The sequence below is a fragment of the Halosimplex rubrum genome, assembly GCF_013415885.1.
Lineage (GTDB): Archaea > Halobacteriota > Halobacteria > Halobacteriales > Haloarculaceae > Halosimplex > Halosimplex rubrum.
This window is the reverse complement of sequence record NZ_CP058910.1, coordinates 3943771-3960544: the sequence shown is the minus strand read 5'-3', so window position 1 is coordinate 3960544 and position 16774 is coordinate 3943771. Positions and strand designations below refer to the sequence as shown.

The window sequence follows — 16774 nt, the reverse complement described above, 5'->3', positions numbered from 1 at the left end:
GCTTTTCCGCTGGCCCGCCGCCGTCGGAGTATGTCGGATCTCTTCCCCGAACGCGTCGAGACCGAGCGGCTGGTCCTCGACCCGGCGACGACCGAGTCGGTCGACCCGCTGGAGCTGTACGAACACACCGGTGAGAGCGCCCCGCACGTCGACGAGATCACCGAGCACGTCACCTGGGACCCTCACCGGACGCCGAAGGAGACCGAGGAGTTTCTCGACCAGGTCACGGGAGAACGCGAGAACGGCGAGGGTGCGACGTACGTGATCCGACCGAGACCCGGCGAGGACGGCGCGGGAGAGTTCGCGGGTCTCACCGGCCTCACCGTCGACTGGGACGCGAAGACGGCGACGTTCGGCGCGTGGCTCCGCAAGCCGTTCTGGGGCCGCGGTTACTCCGGCGAGCGGGCGGCGGCGCTGATGGACGTGGCCTTCGACCGCCTCGACTTGGATGCCGTCGTCGTCTGCGTCCACGAGGGCAACGAGCAGTCCCGGAAGGCGGTCTCTCGGTACGTGGACGCCCACGGCGGCCGCCGCGAGGGGCTGCTGCGTAACTTCGAGGTGAACATGGACGGCACGGTCGCCGACGTGCATCGGTTCACCGTCACCGCCGCGGAGTACCGGGCGGCGACGGCCGAGCCGGACTCGGCGTAGCGGCGCCGGTCGGACCGGTGGGGTGCGTCAGGCATTTGCCGGCCGGGCGCCGAGAGTCGAGCGATGGACCCGACGTACCGCGACCGGGCCGCATACATCGACGGCACGCTCGTCCTCGCGGACACCCACTTCGGGAAGGGCGAAGCCTCGACGGTCGAGTTCCCCATCGGCGCCGGCGACGACTGCGTCGAGCGTCTGGCGGGGCTGCTCGACCGCTTCGAGCCCGCCGAAGTCGTACTCGCCGGCGACGTGTTCCACTCGTTCGACTACGTCCCGGATTCGGCCGACGAGGCGCTGTCGGGCGTCGTCCGGGCGGTGAGGGAAGCGGGCGCGCGTCTCGTCGTCGTCGAGGGCAACCACGACGCGATGCTCGACGCCGCCTATTCGGGGGAGCTCCGCGACGAGTACGAACTCGACACGGACGGCGAAGAGACCGTCGTCGTGACCCACGGCCACGAGGAACCCGAGACTCCGGCCGACGCCTACGTCGTCGGCCACGACCACCCGGCCATCGAGATCGAGGGGCGGAAACGTCCCTGCTTCCTCGTCGGCGACGGCGCCTACCGCCGCTCGGACGTGCTCGTCCTCCCGTCGTTCAACCGCCTCGTCGAGGGGCTCTCGGTCGGCGGACGCCTCGGCACGTCCCGGCCGGAGCTGTCCCCCGTCGTCACCGGTATCTCGCAGTACCGACCCGTCGTCTTCGACTCCGAGAGCGAGGAGACGCTCACCTTCCCCCCGCTCGGCCAGTTCTCACGGATGCTGTGAGGGTAGCGTCTTAGACCGCATTCGTTATATTTCACGAGCCATAGTCGATCAATTATGGCCTTCTGCTGTATATATCACGAACTTGTGCTAGCAATACTAGGATCTCAAAGACGTATGTCCACGAGAACTAAGTAGCGTTGTTTGGTACCAATTGACACAGATGATCGAGACGACCGTGGAGACCGTCACGACCTCGACCGCGCGGACGATCGACCCCGAGACGCCGGTGACCGAGGCCGCCGAGCGGTTGCGGGCGCCCGACGTGTCGGCGCTGGTCGTCCTCGAATCGGAGACCGTCGTCGGCGTCGTCACCGAGGGCGACGTCGTCGCGCTGGTCGCCGAGACGGACGAACGGCCGTCGGTGCGGGCGATCATGTCCGCGTCGGTGACGACGATCACGCCGGACGCGACCGTGTTCGAGGCCGCCGAGCGAATGCGGACCGTCGGCGTGAAGCACCTGCCGGTCGTCGAGGACGGCGTGTTCTGCGGACTCGTGTCGGCCGCGTCGCTGGCGCCGTACTGCTCGCGGCACAACGTCGACGTGGAGTGGGCGGACGAACCGCTGTCCGTCGGCGCGACGAACGGAACCGGCGTGACGGTGGGCGACTGAGTCGAGTCGACTCCGGGTTCAGCGACTCATAGACCGTCGGAGACGGCGTCGGCCGCGACCTGGCCGCTCTCCAGCGCGCCCTGGATCGACGACCACTGCGTGTAGTCGCCGGCGAGGAAGACCGACCCATCCGGAGCGTCGGCCGCGGGGAGGCCCTCGCGGAAGCCCGGCGGCTGGTCGAACTGGGCGAACTCGATGCGGTCGGTCGCGAGCAGTTCGAGGTCGTCGAATCGGTGTTCTGGGTACCAGGTGACCAGCGCGTCGCGGACGGCGGTGGCCAGTTCCTCGTCGGACCGGTCGGGGACGCCCAGCGTCGTCGCGGACAGGAGGGCGTGGCCGTCCGGCGCGTACTCGGGCGCGACGGTCGACAGCGGGGCGACGGTGTTCGGACAGCTGTCGGCCGCGTTGAGGACGAGCCGATGCCCGGTGTCGAGCGAGCGGTGTTCGCGGGTCCGGAAGTACTGGGTGACACAGCCCCGTGCGTCTGTCGGGATCGATCCGACGCCGGTCAACTCCCGCGCTCGCTTCGGGTCGGTCGCGACGACGACGGCGTCGGCGTCGACGGTTTCGCCGCCGGCCTCGACGGTCGCCCCGCCGGCGGCCCCTTCGCTGGCGGCTCCCTCGACCGCGGTGACCTCGGTGCCCGTCTCGACGGACACGCCGGCGTCGCGAGCGCGGGCGGCGAGCTGGTCGGAGATCGCGCCCATGCCGTCGGCGGGGACGGCGGTGTTCCCGCGCGAGAGCATCGAGAAGGTGTAGCGGAAGACGCCGGCATCGGTCGACAGCGAGCGGTCGAGGGTGATACCGCCGTAGAACGGCGCGGCGAAGTTCTCGACGAACCGCTCGGAGAACCCCTTCCCGTCGAGGTACTCGCGGATGCTCTCGGTCGGTCCGTCGAGGAGGTCTCCGGGGTCGGCGTTGCCCAACTCCCGGCGGAGCTTGAGGACGCGGAGTTTGTCCATCAGCGTCACGTCGGGGTTCATCGCGGACTCGACGGCGGAAAGCGGCGCCCGGAACGGGTCCGCGAGCGTCGAGCGGTGGTCCGGTCGGGCGATGGTCGCACCCGGGGCGAAGGTGCGCAGGTCCAGCGCGTCGAGGTCGAGCTCCTCGCGGACCGCCGGGTAGGCGGAGAGCAGCACCTGGAACCCCCGGTCGAGGGTGAACCCGTCGACCTCGCGCGAGCGGACGCGTCCCCCGAGTTCGTCGCGGCGTTCGAACAGCGTCACGTCCGCCCCGTCCCGGGCCAGGCGTCGCGCGGCGACCAGGCCCGCCAGTCCACCGCCGACGACGACGACATCGCTCATACCCGTTCCCACGGAGCGGACTCACTAAACGCCCCCGTCTCGGCCCGCTCGCGGCGGGTCCCGGATCCCCGCTCGCGAACGCGTTCGCCCCGCCGACGACCGCGAACGAACAGTGCTTAGTCGGTCCGAGCCCGCGAGCCCGATATGGACACCACCACGTCGCTCGACGGCCTCGCCTGCGTCGACTGCGAGGCGACCCACGACCCCGCGGCCGTCCCGGGACGCTGTCCCGACTGCGGCGGCGCCCTCCGCGCGAGCTACGATCCCGCGGCCGCCGACGTGACCCGCGAGTCGCTCGCCGCGGCGCGCTTCGACGGCCTCGCCCGGTTTTCGGACCTGCTGCCGTTCCCCGCCGACGCCCTCGTGACCCTCGACGAGGGGACGACGCCGCTGATCCCCGCCCCCGAGTTCGCCGAGGCACTGGGCGTCGGCGCCGTCTACGTCAAAGACGAGGGGGCGAACCCGACCGGCACGACCGCCGACCGCGGGACCGCGCTGGCCGTGACCGCCGCCCGCGACCACGGCGCCGAGAAGGTCGCGCTCCCGACCACCGGCGACGCCGGCCAGAGCGCCGCCGCCTACGCCGCCCGCGCCGGTCTGGAGTCGGAGGCGTTCGTCCCGACCCGCTCGACGTTCGTCGCCAAGGCCATGACCAACGTCCACGGCGGCGACATGAGCGTCGTCGAGGGCCGCTATCCCGACGCGGTCGAGGCCTTCGAGGGCGCGATGAGCGACGAGGCCAACGCCGGCTGGCACTCGCTGGCACCCTTCGACACCCCCTATCGCCACGAGGGCGCGAAGACGCTCCTGTTCGAAGTCGTCGAGCAACTCGACTGGGCGGTCCCCGACGCGGTCGTCCACCCGACGGCCCACGGCCTCGGCGTCGTCGGCAGCCACCTCGCCGCCGAGCAACTGCGGGAGGCGGGGCCCGTCGACGACACCCCCGCGCTCCACGTCGCCCAGCCCGAGGACTGCGCCCCGGTCGTCGCCGCCGACGACGCGGGCGACGACGACACCGAGACCTGGGAGCGGCCGGACACCCTGATCGGCGCGCTCGAAGTTCCGGACCCCGCCGGCGGTGCGCTCGCCCTCGACGCCGTGCGCGACACCGGCGGCTGGGCGGTCGGCGCCGGCGACGACGACGCGCTGGAAGCCGCGGTCCAGCTGAACGCGGAGGGCATCGAGGCGAGCGCGACAGGTGGGGTCGGTGCCGCGGCCGCGCAGGAGCTCGCCGACGGCGGCCACCTCGGCAGCGACGACACCGTCGTCCTCGTCAACCCCGTCGCCGGCACCAAGGAGAACGACGTGCTCCGCAGTCACCTGATGCGAAAGGGTGTCTGAGCGGCGCGAACTCGGCGATTTTTCATAGCGCGTGCTATCGAGCGGAGGGCCTCGGGCGACGAGCGAGTGAGCGAGCGCGTCGGAGGGTCCCAGCGCGCGGTCGCAGCGACGGGGAGAACGGTCCGACTACCCCAGCGTCGCGTTCGCGAGCGTCACGGTCTGGGTCGTCCCGCGCATCGACCCGGTCCACACCACACGCACCGAGTCGCCCGACTCCAGATAGAAGCCGACGCTGCGCTCGGCGTCCAGGTAGCTCCCGTCGCCGTCGGCGTCCACGCGGGGGTCGTCGACCGTCAGCGAGTCGCCCGGCCGAACGGGGTACCCCACCCCGCGCTCGGTCGCGCCGGGTGAATCGCCGACCCAGACGACTTCCTCGCCGGTACCGGTCGATCCGTCGCGGACGGCAACGGACAGCCGCTCGGTCGTCCGGTCGGCGATCGGATCGCCGCCGGCGTGTTCGACCGTCAACGCGCCCGCATCGGCGTCGAACGACACCGAGAAGTCGGCGCCGGGACTGTCCCGGCGGAGTTCGTCGTCGAGGTAGACGACCGAGCCGACGAGTCCGCCCACGACGGCGAGCGCGACCAGCCAGACCACCCATCGCTCGACGCCGCCGCGCTCGTCACCGACCAGTCCGGAGCGACTGCTCGCCATTACCGGTGGCCACTCGCGCCGGGTAGTTAGGTGCCGGGGTCCGGGAGCGATAGTGAGAGATACGCGTGCGAGTTGAGCAGTAGTTTCGGTCAGTTGGTGCGTGAAAGAAACGGAGACGACAGCACCGCAGTCGATGGCAAGCGATGAACGCCCTCGACGCGCTCGCGGTCGCTGAGCGGGATATCCGCGCTCTCGGCACCGCCCGCGCGGATAGTGCCCGCTCAGGCGACTACCGGCGCGAGCGCGCCTCGCCCGTTCAGTCCACCAGGAGAGCAAGCTCTCCTGAGCCCTCGTTCGCTTCGCTCACGAGGACGCCAGGGACCGCACGGCACCGCAACGGTAACCGCCCCGCACAGCACCGCAGGCAGCCACGAGCCTCCCCAGCCGATTCGCTCGCCTTCGGCTCTCTCATCCCTCGCGCGGCTATTTCGAGCGGCCCGCCAAAAGGCGGGCACGCTCGACAGCACGCGCCGACGGCACTGCAACCACAACACTCTGTAGTTAGCATCCGGCGCCGGAGGCGCCGGTTCTTCCGCCGGAGCGGGGCGAAGCCCCGCGGAGGCGGCCTTTTTCACCCATGTTTTTCCCGCACGGGTTCCCCGCAGGTCGCCGTAGGCGACCGAGGAAACCCGGGCGGGAAAAAGATGGTCTAGAAGGAGTCTTTGATCTTCTCGAAGAAGCCCTGGCCCACGTCGACCTCCTCGCCGCCGGCCTCGGCGAACGCTTCGAGGGCCTCCTTCTGCTCGGCGTTGAGGTCGTCGGGGGTGACGACCTGGACCTGGACGTACAGGTCGCCGTCGCCGCGGCGGCGGAGCCGCGGCATGCCCTTGCCGGAGAGGCGGAAGGTCTCGCCGCTCTGGGTGCCGGCGGGCACGTCGAGTTCGACGGCGCCGTCGACCGTCGATACCTCGACAGTGTCGCCGAAGACCGCCTGCGGGAAGGAGATGGGCTCCTGGTGGTGCAGGTCCGCGCCCTCGCGGTCGAAGTCGGGGTGGTCGCGGACGGCGACCTCGATGAGGAGGTCGCCCTTAGGGCCGCCGCGCTCGCCCGGGGCGCCCTCGCGCTCCATGCGGAGGGTCTGGCCGTCCTCGATGCCGGCGGGGACCTCCACGGAGAGGGAGGCGTCCTCGCGGACGACGCCGTCGCCGCGACAGGTCGAACAGGTCTCCTCGTAGACGGTGCCCTCGCCCTCGCAGCGCCGGCAGGTCTGGCGCTGCTGGACGCGACCCATCGGCGTCTGCTGGGTGGTCGTGGTCTGCCCGCGGCCGTTGCACTCGGGGCACTGCCGGGAGTCGGTGTCCGGCGGGTGGCCCTGGCCGTTGCAGTCGGGACAGGTGTCCGGGCGGGTGACGTTGAGCTCCTTCTCGACGCCGTGGTAGGCGTCTTCGAGGTCGATCTCCAGGGTCGTCCGGAGGTCCCGGCCCTGTCGGGGCCGATTGGAGTCGCCGCGACCCCCACCCCCGCCGAAGAACGTCTCGAAGATGTCGGACATGTCGCCGAACGGGCCCTGGCCGCCGCCACCGCCCATGCCGCCCATGCCGCCCATGCCGCCGGCGCCGCGGCCGCCGTTGTCGGTGGCGCCGTGTTTGTCGGCCTCGACGTAGCGGTCGTGGCCGAGCTGGTCGTACATCTGGCGCTGCTCCTCGTCGGTGAGGACCTCCTTGGCCTTCTTGACCTGCTTGAACTTCTCCTCGGCGTCGGCCTCGTCGCTCACGTCGGGGTGATACTCCCGGGCTTTCTCCCGGTAGGCCTGCTGGATCTCCTCCTCGCTGGCGTCTCGGGAGACCCCCAGCACCTCGTAGAAGTCCTCGCTCATCGCTTGTGCCGGTGTAGACGATTGAGGTACTTCAATAGAGCGGGTCTGGACTCGTCCGCGCTCACCGCCGATACGGCGGCTCGCCGAACGTCGACGTACAGCCCTCACAGGCCGCGACGACCGCACCGTCGTCGTCGAGCGTCAGCGTCATCGCGCCGCTCCCGCAGTCGGGACAGGGCGCGGGGACGCGTTCGGCGTCGCAGTCCGGGCAGCGAAAGGCGAGCGTGTCGCCCCCGGCGTCGAGCGCGAAGTCGGCCTCGCCGCAGTCGGGACAGCGGACGGGGACGCGAACGTCCGCGGTCTCGCGGGGCGCGCCGACCGCGAGCGCCACCAGGTCGTCGCTCCCGCGGTTGTACCCCGACTGGTACTCGCCGGGCGCGAACCGGACCGCCTCGCCCGCCTCGACGGTGACCTCGCGACCGGTCCGTGGGTCGCCGCCCTCAGTGTCGGGCTCGCGACCGGGCAACGTCTCGAAGGTCGCGGTGCCGTCGAGGACGACGAAGACCTCCTCCTGGTCGGCGTGAGCGTGGAGCCCGCTGGGGAGCCCCTCCCCGGGCGGGACGCGGTAGCGGTTGATCGCGACGCCGTCCGTTTCGAGCGGGCCGGACAACCCGCGGCGGTCGATGTCGGTCGTCGGTCCGTCGGTCGTCTCGCCGGCGTCGTCGAACGCGACGCGTTCCATATCGGCCGGTCACGGCCGAGGGAGAAATCACTGTGGGCGGTCCCGCGGTCGAGCGCGCGCGTTCACACGCCGAGCCACTCGTCGTTGCGGACCTCGTAGCCGTTCGACCGGCAGAACTTCGCCGCCCGCCGGCGCACGTCGCGCGAGCCCGGGAGCGTCTCCTTCTCGCGGATGCGCTCGACGACCCAGTCGGCGACGACCGGGATCCCCTCGTCGTCGTCGACGGCGTCGATCGCCTTGAGCTCCCGGAAGGTCCGCTCGTACCCCTCGCGCTGGGAACTCCCGAACTCGGCGCTCCGGAGTTCGTCGGCCGCCTCGACGATCCGTCGCATCGCCGCGGCGACCGTCGGGCGCTGGACGCGCGCGCGGACCGCCTCGGGCGAGTCGTACGCCTCGCGCTCCGAGCGCGGGAGCAGCTCCGCCAGGTCGCGGGTCCCCTCCGCGGACTCGACCTCGTGGGAGCCGACCGCCTCGACGAGTTCCAGCCCCGTCGCCGGGAACTCGACGGTCTCGAGTTCCGCGTCGAGATCCTCTAGTTCTCCCTCCTCGATCGGCGGCTCCGTCTCGTCGCCGCGTTCGAGTTCCTCCAGCATCGCTCGCATCCGCTGTCGGTTCTCCTCGTCTCGGGCCTGTTTGTCTCTCCCCGCTCTGTCGTCTGGCATCCCGCGTATTTGGAATCCGGCGCGGATAACCCTGTGGTCGCCGAGCCCCGTCGCTCACTCCGTCCCGTCCGAGCGGAGGCGACTCCACCGCTCCGCGGACTCGTCGCGGTCCCGGTCCAGCGGCTCCGAGCGGTACCGACAGACCGTCCGCTCCCCGTCGTTACGAGCGCCGCACTCGGGGCAGTTCGTCATCGCCTCCGGGTCGGTGTCGCTCGGCCCACCCAGCCCGAACGCCGAGAGGCCGTAGTGGACGCGGTGTCTGACCCTGAGGTAGATCGCCCAGCCCGCCAGCCCGAGTACGCCCAGATACACAACCACCATCCCGAGACCCGTGAGCGTATCCAGCGGCCCATACGCGGAGTTAGTGTCGGTTCGAAATCACGTTTTCCCTCCTCACCGAAGTGATCGCTGGATTTCAAAAACGACCTTCAGCGAACGTCTTTACTTCCGGCGCCCGACCCGTGAGGTATGGCAACGGAGTCCACGGACGGGCCGGAGGGGTACGAGGCGGCCGCCGACCTGCCGACCCTGCGAGAGGAGGGGCGCGCGGTGACGACCGTCGGCGGCCACAGCGTCGCCCTCTTTCATCACGAGGGAGAGGTGTACGGGGTCGACAACCGCTGTCCGCACATGGGGTTCCCGCTCGCGAAGGGGAGCGTCGAGGACGGCCTGCTCACCTGTCACTGGCACCACGCGCGGTTCGAACTGTCCTGCGGGGACACCTTCGATATCTGGGCCGACGACGTGCAGACGTTCCCGACGGCGATCCGGGACGGCACGGTGTACGTCGACCCCGACCCCGAGCAGGACGTGGCACCGGAAGTCCACTGGCGCAACCGGCTGGTCGACGGCATGGCCGAGACCCTCTCGCTCGTGCTCGCCAAGAGCGCGATCCACCTCGACCACCACGGGGAAGGGTTCACGACGCCGCTGGAGACGGCGGTCGACTTCGGGACGAAGTATCGGGCGGACGGCTGGGGGCGGGGGCTGACGACGCTGGGTGCGATGGCGAACCTCTACGGCCAGGTCGACCGCGACGAGAAGCGACGGGCGATGTTCGTCGGCGCCCGCGAGGTGGCGGCAAACTGCGCGGGCGAACCCCCCAGGTTCGACCAGTACGCGCTGGGCAACGAGGACCTCGGCAAGGAGCGACTCAAGTCGTGGTTCCGCGAGACCTGCGAGGTCCGCGACAGCGACGGCGCCGAGCGCTGCCTGCGGGCGGCGACCGCGACGCTCCCTCCGGAAGACCTCGTGGAGGTCCTCGTCGCCGCCGCGACCGACCACCTCTACATGAACGGCAGTCACACGGTCGACTTCGTCAACAAAGCGTTCGAGACGCTCGACCACGTCGGCTGGGAGCGGGCGCCGGACGTGCTCGCCTCGACGGTCGACGCGATCACGGACGGCTCCCGGGCGGAGGAGACCAGTTCCTGGCGCCAGCCGGTCGACGTGTCGCAACTCTGTTTCGACGCCGCCGACGACATCCCCGACCTGGCCGCGGCGGGCGCCGGGAAGTCCTGGGCTCGACCCGACGGCTTCGTCGACCGGCTGCTGGGCGACGACCCCCACGCCATCGACGAGGCGCTCCGTGACGCCATCCGCGAGGGTGCGACGACCGAGCAGCTGGCCCACGCCGTCGCCGTGGCGGCGCTCCGGCGGGTCGCGGGGTTCGCGACCAGCAACGAGTTCGGCGACTGGAACACGGTCCATCACACGTTCTCCTTTGCCAACGCGGTCGAGCAACTGGCGGGTCGCACCGACGCCGACGACCTCTATCGGGCCTGCTGGCAGGGGGCGATGTCGGTGTATCTGGACCGCTTTCTCAACCGACCGGCGGCGCCGCTGCCGGAAGTCGGCGCCGGCGAGGGCGACGACCCCGCGGAACTGCGCGAGCGCCTGCTGGAGACGTTCGACGAGCAGGGTCGCGTCGACGAGGCCGGACGGATCGTCGGTCGTCACTTCGACGCCGGCGGCGACCCCGAGGCCCTGAAACGGACGATGGCCGAGGGGCTCCTGCGGGAGGACGCCGGCTTCCACACCCTCCAGAACGTCGAGGCCGGGTTCGCGCAGTTCGAGGCCGCCGAGCGCGACCGCGAGCGCCGACTCGCCCTGGTCGCGCCTGGCAGGTACATGGCCGCGCACTTCCCGACCAGGCGGGAGGCCGAACAGACGTTCACCATCGCCGAGCGGCTGTATCGCGGCGAGGCGATCCACGAGGGCGCGGCCGACTGACGAGCGTGACCGGTCGTCCATCGGTCGCGCTCACCGGTCCGAGATCCGACGCACAGGGAAGCGACGACCAGACAAGCGAGCGGGGCCGCCGCCGCTCTCTCCGTTCGTTCGAGTGAGGTCATCTCTTTCGCGTGGCGGTCTCTCCAGTCGCGAGCGACCGCTCACTCGTTCAGGTCGTCGATCAGCGCTTCGAGCGTTCCGATGTGTGCTTCGAACGTCTCGCGGCCGCGGTCGGTGAGCTCGTAGGTGGTCTGCGGTTTGCGGTCGACGAACTGTTTCTCGACGGCGACGCAGTCGGCGTCCTCCATCTTCCCGATGTGGCTGGCGAGGTTACCCTCGGTCACGTCCAGGGCCTCCTTCAGGTCGGGGAAACTCGTCTCGCCGTGGCGGTAGAGGTAGGCGAAGATCTGGAGTCGCGTCGGCTGGTGGACGAGTTTGTCGAAGTCCATGGGTCAGGCCCGCGTCAGGTACACGTAGGCGGCTATCGCGTACACGCTGAAGAGGATGCCGAAGACGCCGACGCCGACGTACCGCAGTATCTCGACGTTCGGGAGCGCCGACGCGAACAACAGGACCCACGCGCCGCCGGCGTAGAACACCAGTCGGTCGCGGCGACGGACCCGGTAGGTCACGAGGACGGCGCCGGTCACCAGCAGGCCCAGCCCGACCGTCGCGATGACCAGCCCGAAGTACAGCAGCGCGCGGTCGAGGCCGGGGATCTGGCCGGCCGCGTCGCCCGTGACGCCGGTCGCGGCGACGACGAAGGCCCCGAGCGACCCGTAGATGACCCGCCAGCTCGGCGCCCCCTCGGGGGCCTCGCTGCTCGGGAGCCGCGCGGAGACCAGCCACAGCGTCGCGACCGCGACGACGCTGAACGCGCCCCAGATCGCGACGTAGGCGGCCGCGCCGAGCGTCTCGTAGAGGAAGAAGGTCGCCTGGACGAGCAGCGCCGCGACGCCGATTATCAGGCCGGCCACCAGCCACAGCCGGGCGCGACCGGGGTACCGCTCGGCGAGTCCCATCGCCCCCTTGATGTCCGACAGCTGGCGCTGCAGCTCCTCGGGGTCGACGCTCTCGGAGGCGTCGCTCACGGCGACCACCTCGTCGTGGGGGGCTGTGCGTCCGTCGACCGTGCGCCGGTGTCGTTGGGTCGGGTCATGCGTTCGTGTGGCGGTCGTTGGGGCCGTGTTGTCGGAGGGCCGGTAAGTCGATTCCGGAAGCGTCGGCGGGGACCTCCGCCGAGCGGGGACCTATCCCAGTTCCGCCGAGCGGAACCGGAGGTAGCCGACCAGCGGGGCGCCGACGGCCCAGACGGCCATCACGAGCACGTTGAACCACGGCTCGTAGCCCAGGTAGTCGGGCGTGTCCGAGAACTGCGCGAGGGACTCGTACTGGCCGGGCGCGCCCGCCCAAACGAGTTCCGGGAGGGTGTTGAAGTACGCGCCAGCGGGGGAGAGCGCGCCGACGAGCGCGCGGGTCGACTCCGGGATCGCCACGCCGGGGAGCGACGCGACGGCGTCGAGGACGGTCCCGAGGTTCAGGGCAGGCAGCGGCCCGATCCAGAACGGCGAGAGGACGAAGTACGCCAGGAGGACGCCGATCATCGCCCGCGAGCGGGTGGCGACCGACGCGGAGACGGCGACGAAGATGCCGACCATCGCGAGGGTGAACAGCGTCGAGAGCGCGCCGAGAACGAGGAATCGGCCGAGGTCGGGCGCGTGCTCGTAGGTCGCCAGCGCGACGGCGAAGGCGGCGGCCACACCCATGACCACCGTCGCGGCGCCGACGGCCGCGCGGGTGGCGTACTTGCCACCGAAGTAGTCCGCGCGGGTGTTGGGCAGTCCCAGGTAGTAGGTTATCGACCCGCGGTCGCGGTCACCGGCGACGGCGAGGTAGGTCAGCGGCGCGAGCAGCAGCGGGAACACCCACGCGATCAGCGCCGAGAGGCCGAAGGTCGTCCGGACCGGATGGGGGTGGACCTCGCTCGACCCCAGGAACGCCAGGGCGACGATCGCGGCGAACGTCCCGACGACGCCGACGACGGCGTACGAGCGCCGGATGCTCCGGAAGTCCGTCCGGGCGACGGTGGCGGAGCTCACTGGCGGTCACCGCCCGCGGTCGCGGTGTCGGGGGCCGACCCGGGGGCGACCCCCTTTCCGGCGCCCGTTCCGGCATCGCCGCCCCCGGCCTCGGGCCGGTCGGTCGTGTAGGCCTCGAACAGGTCCTCCAGCGACGACTCCTCGACGGTCACGTCTTCGACGGTCGCGCGGTCGTCGAGCCGGCGGAGCGCGGGCATCTTCGCGCGCGGCGTCGCACAACCGACCCGGACGGTCGGACCGTCGACGGTCACGTCGGTGACGCCGTCGACCGCGGCGACGGCCTCGAGGTCGGGCACCGCGTCGACGGTCGCCGAGACGACGCTCCCCATCCCCAGCTCGGCCCGGAGGTTCTCCACGGAGTTGACCGCGGCCAGCTCGCCGTCCCGGAGGATGGCGACCCGGTCGGAGACCCGCTCGACCTCGTCGAGGATGTGCGAGGAGAAGAGGACGGTCGCGCCGCGCTCGGCCTCCTCGCGGACGATGTCGCGGACCAGCTGGACGCCGTTGGGGTCCAGCCCCGAGGAGGGTTCGTCGAGCACCAGGAGATCCGGGTCGCCCACGAGCGCGACCGCCAGCGCCATCCGCTGGAACATGCCCGTCGAGTAGTCGTCGGCCGGCCGCCGGGCGTCCTCCGGGTCCAGCCCCACGCGGTCGAGGAGGGCGTCCGGGTCGTCGTCGGCTCCCTTGGTCTCGATCGCCGCCGCGACGTGTTCGCGACCGGTGAGGTTCGGCACCGGCTCGAACGCCTCCGGGAGCAGCCCGACCCGCCGCTTGACTCGCTGGAGGTCCTCGGTCACGTCCGTCCCGAGGACCCGGACCGACCCCGCGGTCGGGTCGAGAAAGCCCAGGAGGACGTTGATCGTCGTCGACTTCCCGGCGCCGTTCGGGCCGAGGAGGCCGAACACCTCGCCCCGCTCGACCGACAGCGACAGCTCCGAGACCGCGGTCACGTCGCCGTAGCGCTTCGTGAGGCCGTCTATCTCGACCGCGCTCATCCGACCCACACCTCCGCGGCGCGGGCGGCGGCGGACGGACTGTGCTGCTCGACCGAAACGGGGACCATCTGGGTCATGCCTCGATCCGAAAACTAGTTTCTACCTCAATAAAGTTTGCGTAGCAAATAGACTTTGCAACGCAAAGTAAGCTCTGCGACGGAAAGTGCAGTCCGTGACGGAACGCGGTCCGCTGACAGGCCGAGCGGGACCGGGCTCGTCCGGCGGGGCGAGCGAACCGACGCGAGACTTTTTGAGCCCGGGCGACCGACTATGTGGTATGACAACTTGGACCGAAGACCCGTTCATGCGCCGGAGCGTGCTCATCACCGTGCTCTGGCTGCTGGCGATGCTGGTCGGGGGCATCGTGCTGTTGCGCTTCGGCGACGTGATTCGGGGACTGTTCGCGTAGCGCCGTGGATCGGACGCGGGCCGACGGGGCCGGCCAGCGGGAACGATGAGATCGGCCAGCGGGAACTACCGGGTCGGGAAGTGGCAACTTCCGGGTCGGAGAAAAACACATACGGGACGAGAGCGAGAGGGCGAACGATGGTAGCAATCGAGACCGACGTCAACCGGCCGTACGTGCCCGCCGACGGGGCGACGCTGACGGCGACGGTCGACGTCGAACCGGGGACGGGGAGCGGGTCCCGCGAGCGGCATATCCTCCTCTGTCTGGACACGAGCGGCTCGATGGACGGGGCGAAACTCGACCAGGCCCGGGAGGGCGCCTCGTGGGTGTTCGGCCTCCTCGAACCCGACGACTACGTCGGCATCGTGGCGTTCGACTCCGACGCCGAGGTCGTCATGCGCCCCCAGCGGTGGGGCGACACCGCCCGCGAAGACGCCATGCATCGCGTCGAGCAACTGAGCGCCGGCGGGGGGACCGACATGTACGACGGCCTCGACTCGGCCCGGGCCGCGCTGGACTCGCTGGGGTACCGCCCGGAGACCGACGACGCCGTCCGCCGGGTCCTGCTGCTGTCGGACGGCAAGGACAACAACCACGACCCCGCCGACTTCCGCGAGCTCGCTGCCGACATCGACGGGTCGGGCATCAGGGTTCTCTCGGCGGGTATCGGCACCGACTACGACGAGGAGACCATCCGCACGCTCGGGACGACCGCCCGCGGCGAGTGGACCCACCTCGAATCGCCCGGCGACATCGAATCGTTCTTCGGCGACGCCGTCGAGCAGGCCCAGTCCGTCGTCGCGACGGAGGCCAGCCTCGAACTCGACGCCGCCGCCGGCGTCGAGGTGAGCGAGGTGTACCGCGCGCTCCCGCAGGCCCAGGAGGTCGACGTGAACTGGTCGGGCAACGCCGCGACGGTTCCGCTCCCGGACCTGGCCGAGCGCGAGAGCCAGCGCGTCGTCCTGAAAGTCCACGCGCCCACACGCGAGGAACTCGGCGCGCGCTCGCTGGTCGACGTGACGCTCACGGCGTCGGGCGAGCGGGCGAGCGACCGGATCGCCGCCGAGTACACCGACGACAACGCCGCCCTCGCCGAGCACAACGAGTCGGTGTCGCTCGACCACCGCCAGACGGTCGTCCGCACGGAGCTCGGGAAGGGCAACGTCGCGGCCGCCGAGACCGAAGTCGAGAAGATGACCCGGATCCACGGCGAGGACACGGCCGTCGTCGAGGAGGCCCAGCGACAGACCCGGCTCGTCGACGAGGGCGGTCGCAACGAACGCGAGAGCGCCACCAGGATCGTCGACGACTCCCGGATAGAATGACGGCCGCGCCGACGGGGGGCGACCTGGTCGTCGGCCGCTACGAGGTCGGCGAGGTGGTCGGCGAGGGCGGGTTCGCGAAGGTGTTCGACGCCGTCGACACCGAGACCGGCGAGGCCGTCGCGCTCAAGTACCCCAACTACGCGGGCAGCCAGAACGACCGCGACATCGTCCGGACCTACTTCCAGAAGGAGGCCGAGACGCTGGCGGCCATCCGCGATGCGGGCGGCCACCCCAACATCATGTCGCTGCGCGAGGTCGCCGAGGACGGGGACGGTACCTCGGTCCTCGTCGTGGAACTCGTCGACGGCTACGAGCTCGACGACGCCATCCGGCGGACCGGCCCGCTCGACGACATCGACCAGGTGCGACAGATCGGGATCGACCTCTGTGACGCGATGAGTTTCCTCCACGAGAACGAGATCGTCTACCGCGATCTGAAGCCCGACAACGTGATGATCACCCACCGCGGGGGGACGGTGACGCCGGTGCTCATCGACTTCAACACGGCGACGGGGTTCGATACGGGAGCGGAGGCGGCCGACCAGACGACCATCGTCGGCCCGTACAAACCGCGGGAGGTCGCCGAGGCCGACGCGACGGAGGCCCGCCAGGGCCCGTGGTCGGACGTCTACTCCGTCGGGAAGATCCTCCTCTACCTGCTGAAGGGGACGGTCCCGCGCAAGGACGGGGTCGACCCGCGCGACTTCGGCGCCGAGTGCGAGCCGTATCTCGCGGCCATCGTCGAGAAGGCGACCGCGAGCGACTACGAGGAGCGCTACCGCAACGCGACGGCGATGAAGCGCGTCCTCGAGGCGCGGGACCCGAGCCCGCCGCCGTCGGCGACGGTCCGCTACACGCAGGCGGGCGAACGATACACGGTCTACCCGGGCGACACCATCGGCCGGCGCTACGCCGACGGCCCGCGGTCGTCGGTCGTGATCGAGGACGAGGAGGAGTACATCTCGACGGTGCAGGTGCAGTTCGACACGGACGCCGACGGCGAGTGGTTCATCCGCGACCGGAGCCTCAACGGGACCTACGTCCAGACGGGCGGCGGGTGGCAGCGCGTGCTCAGCGAGGCCGGTCGCGAGCGCCTGGAGCAGTCGGGCGAAGACGCGACCGACGCGGAGGGGAACGTGCCGCCGGAACTGTACGGGCTGCGCGAGGGCGACCTGATCGCCCTCGTCCACCCGAGCTACGGCGTCACCTTCGAGTTCAGTACGGCATAA

18 protein-coding genes are annotated in these 16774 nt (G+C 70.7%); 8 read left to right on the top strand and 10 right to left on the bottom strand.

Features of this window, described 5'->3' with window-relative positions; translation table 11 throughout:
* The first annotated feature begins 30 nt into the window (after nt 1-30).
* The 3 genes from HZS55_RS19840 to HZS55_RS19830 all read left to right on the top strand — a co-directional run bounded on the left by HZS55_RS19840 (nt 31) and on the right by HZS55_RS19830 (nt 2026).
* The gene (locus HZS55_RS19840) at nt 31-651 is read left to right on the top strand and encodes a GNAT family N-acetyltransferase (protein WP_179909278.1); all 621 of its coding nucleotides are present in this window, start codon (nt 31-33) and stop codon (nt 649-651) included.
* A 63-nt stretch (nt 652-714) separates the two neighbouring features.
* Complete coding sequence (locus tag HZS55_RS19835) at nt 715-1416, top strand: metallophosphoesterase family protein (protein ID WP_179909277.1); 702 nt, start codon at nt 715-717, stop codon at nt 1414-1416.
* Between the two features lie 160 nt (nt 1417-1576).
* Nucleotides 1577-2026, top strand: a complete 450-nt coding sequence (locus HZS55_RS19830; RefSeq protein WP_179909276.1) for a CBS domain-containing protein — start codon at nt 1577-1579, stop codon at nt 2024-2026.
* 26 nt (nt 2027-2052) lie between these two features.
* On the opposite strand, the gene HZS55_RS19825 is transcribed toward HZS55_RS19830, so the two are convergent.
* Nucleotides 2053-3330, bottom strand: coding sequence for an NAD(P)/FAD-dependent oxidoreductase (locus tag HZS55_RS19825; RefSeq protein WP_179909275.1), 1278 nt, complete (start codon nt 3328-3330; stop codon nt 2053-2055).
* 144 nt (nt 3331-3474) lie between these two features.
* On the opposite strand from HZS55_RS19825, the gene HZS55_RS19820 reads away from it, so the two are divergent.
* Entirely contained in the window at nt 3475-4671 is a 1197-nt protein-coding gene (locus HZS55_RS19820; protein WP_179909274.1) for a threonine synthase, read from the top strand.
* 126 nt (nt 4672-4797) lie between these two features.
* On the opposite strand, the gene HZS55_RS19815 is transcribed toward HZS55_RS19820, so the two are convergent.
* The 5 genes from HZS55_RS19815 to HZS55_RS19795 form a co-directional block, all read right to left on the bottom strand.
* The gene (locus tag HZS55_RS19815) at nt 4798-5325 is read right to left on the bottom strand and encodes a hypothetical protein (RefSeq protein WP_179909273.1); all 528 of its coding nucleotides are present in this window, start codon (nt 5323-5325) and stop codon (nt 4798-4800) included.
* Nucleotides 5326-5974: 649 nt separating this feature from the next.
* Nucleotides 5975-7141, bottom strand: a complete 1167-nt coding sequence (dnaJ, locus tag HZS55_RS19810) for a molecular chaperone DnaJ (RefSeq protein WP_179909272.1) — start codon at nt 7139-7141, stop codon at nt 5975-5977.
* Between the two features lie 61 nt (nt 7142-7202).
* Nucleotides 7203-7823, bottom strand: coding sequence for a cupin domain-containing protein (locus tag HZS55_RS19805; protein ID WP_179909271.1), 621 nt, complete (start codon nt 7821-7823; stop codon nt 7203-7205).
* A 62-nt stretch (nt 7824-7885) separates the two neighbouring features.
* A complete protein-coding gene (locus HZS55_RS19800) occupies nt 7886-8485 on the bottom strand; it encodes a DUF5789 family protein (RefSeq protein WP_179909270.1) in 600 nt (199 codons plus the stop codon).
* A 54-nt stretch (nt 8486-8539) separates the two neighbouring features.
* Entirely contained in the window at nt 8540-8797 is a 258-nt protein-coding gene (locus tag HZS55_RS19795) for a hypothetical protein (RefSeq protein ID WP_179909269.1), read from the bottom strand.
* 156 nt (nt 8798-8953) lie between these two features.
* On the opposite strand from HZS55_RS19795, the gene HZS55_RS19790 reads away from it, so the two are divergent.
* Entirely contained in the window at nt 8954-10717 is a 1764-nt protein-coding gene (locus HZS55_RS19790) for a Rieske (2Fe-2S) protein (RefSeq protein ID WP_179909268.1), read from the top strand.
* Nucleotides 10718-10878: 161 nt separating this feature from the next.
* Here HZS55_RS19790 and HZS55_RS19785 read toward each other — a convergent pair whose 3' ends face one another.
* The 4 genes from HZS55_RS19785 to HZS55_RS19770 form a co-directional block, all read right to left on the bottom strand.
* The gene (locus tag HZS55_RS19785; protein ID WP_179909267.1) at nt 10879-11166 is read right to left on the bottom strand and encodes a winged helix-turn-helix domain-containing protein; all 288 of its coding nucleotides are present in this window, start codon (nt 11164-11166) and stop codon (nt 10879-10881) included.
* A gap of 3 nt (nt 11167-11169) precedes the next feature.
* Nucleotides 11170-11808 (bottom strand): hypothetical protein, encoded by a 639-nt coding sequence (locus HZS55_RS19780; protein WP_246308307.1) that lies wholly within the window; start codon nt 11806-11808, stop codon nt 11170-11172.
* A gap of 159 nt (nt 11809-11967) precedes the next feature.
* Complete coding sequence (locus tag HZS55_RS19775) at nt 11968-12816, bottom strand: ABC transporter permease (RefSeq protein ID WP_179909265.1); 849 nt, start codon at nt 12814-12816, stop codon at nt 11968-11970.
* A complete protein-coding gene (locus HZS55_RS19770) occupies nt 12813-13811 on the bottom strand; it encodes an ABC transporter ATP-binding protein (RefSeq protein WP_179909264.1) in 999 nt (332 codons plus the stop codon). The genes HZS55_RS19775 and HZS55_RS19770 overlap by 4 nt, the downstream gene beginning before the upstream one ends.
* 277 nt (nt 13812-14088) lie before the next feature.
* On the opposite strand from HZS55_RS19770, the gene HZS55_RS22890 reads away from it, so the two are divergent.
* The 3 genes from HZS55_RS22890 (at nt 14089) to HZS55_RS19760 (ending at nt 16774) form a co-directional block, all read left to right on the top strand.
* Nucleotides 14089-14220 carry a hypothetical protein gene (locus HZS55_RS22890; protein WP_281372753.1) on the top strand — a complete coding sequence of 44 codons (132 nt, stop codon included), beginning with the start codon at nt 14089-14091 and terminating at the stop codon, nt 14218-14220.
* Between the two features lie 137 nt (nt 14221-14357).
* Entirely contained in the window at nt 14358-15545 is a 1188-nt protein-coding gene (locus HZS55_RS19765; protein WP_179909263.1) for a vWA domain-containing protein, read from the top strand.
* Complete coding sequence (locus tag HZS55_RS19760; RefSeq protein WP_179909262.1) at nt 15542-16774, top strand: serine/threonine protein kinase; 1233 nt, start codon at nt 15542-15544, stop codon at nt 16772-16774. Before HZS55_RS19765 ends, HZS55_RS19760 begins: the two co-directional genes overlap by 4 nt.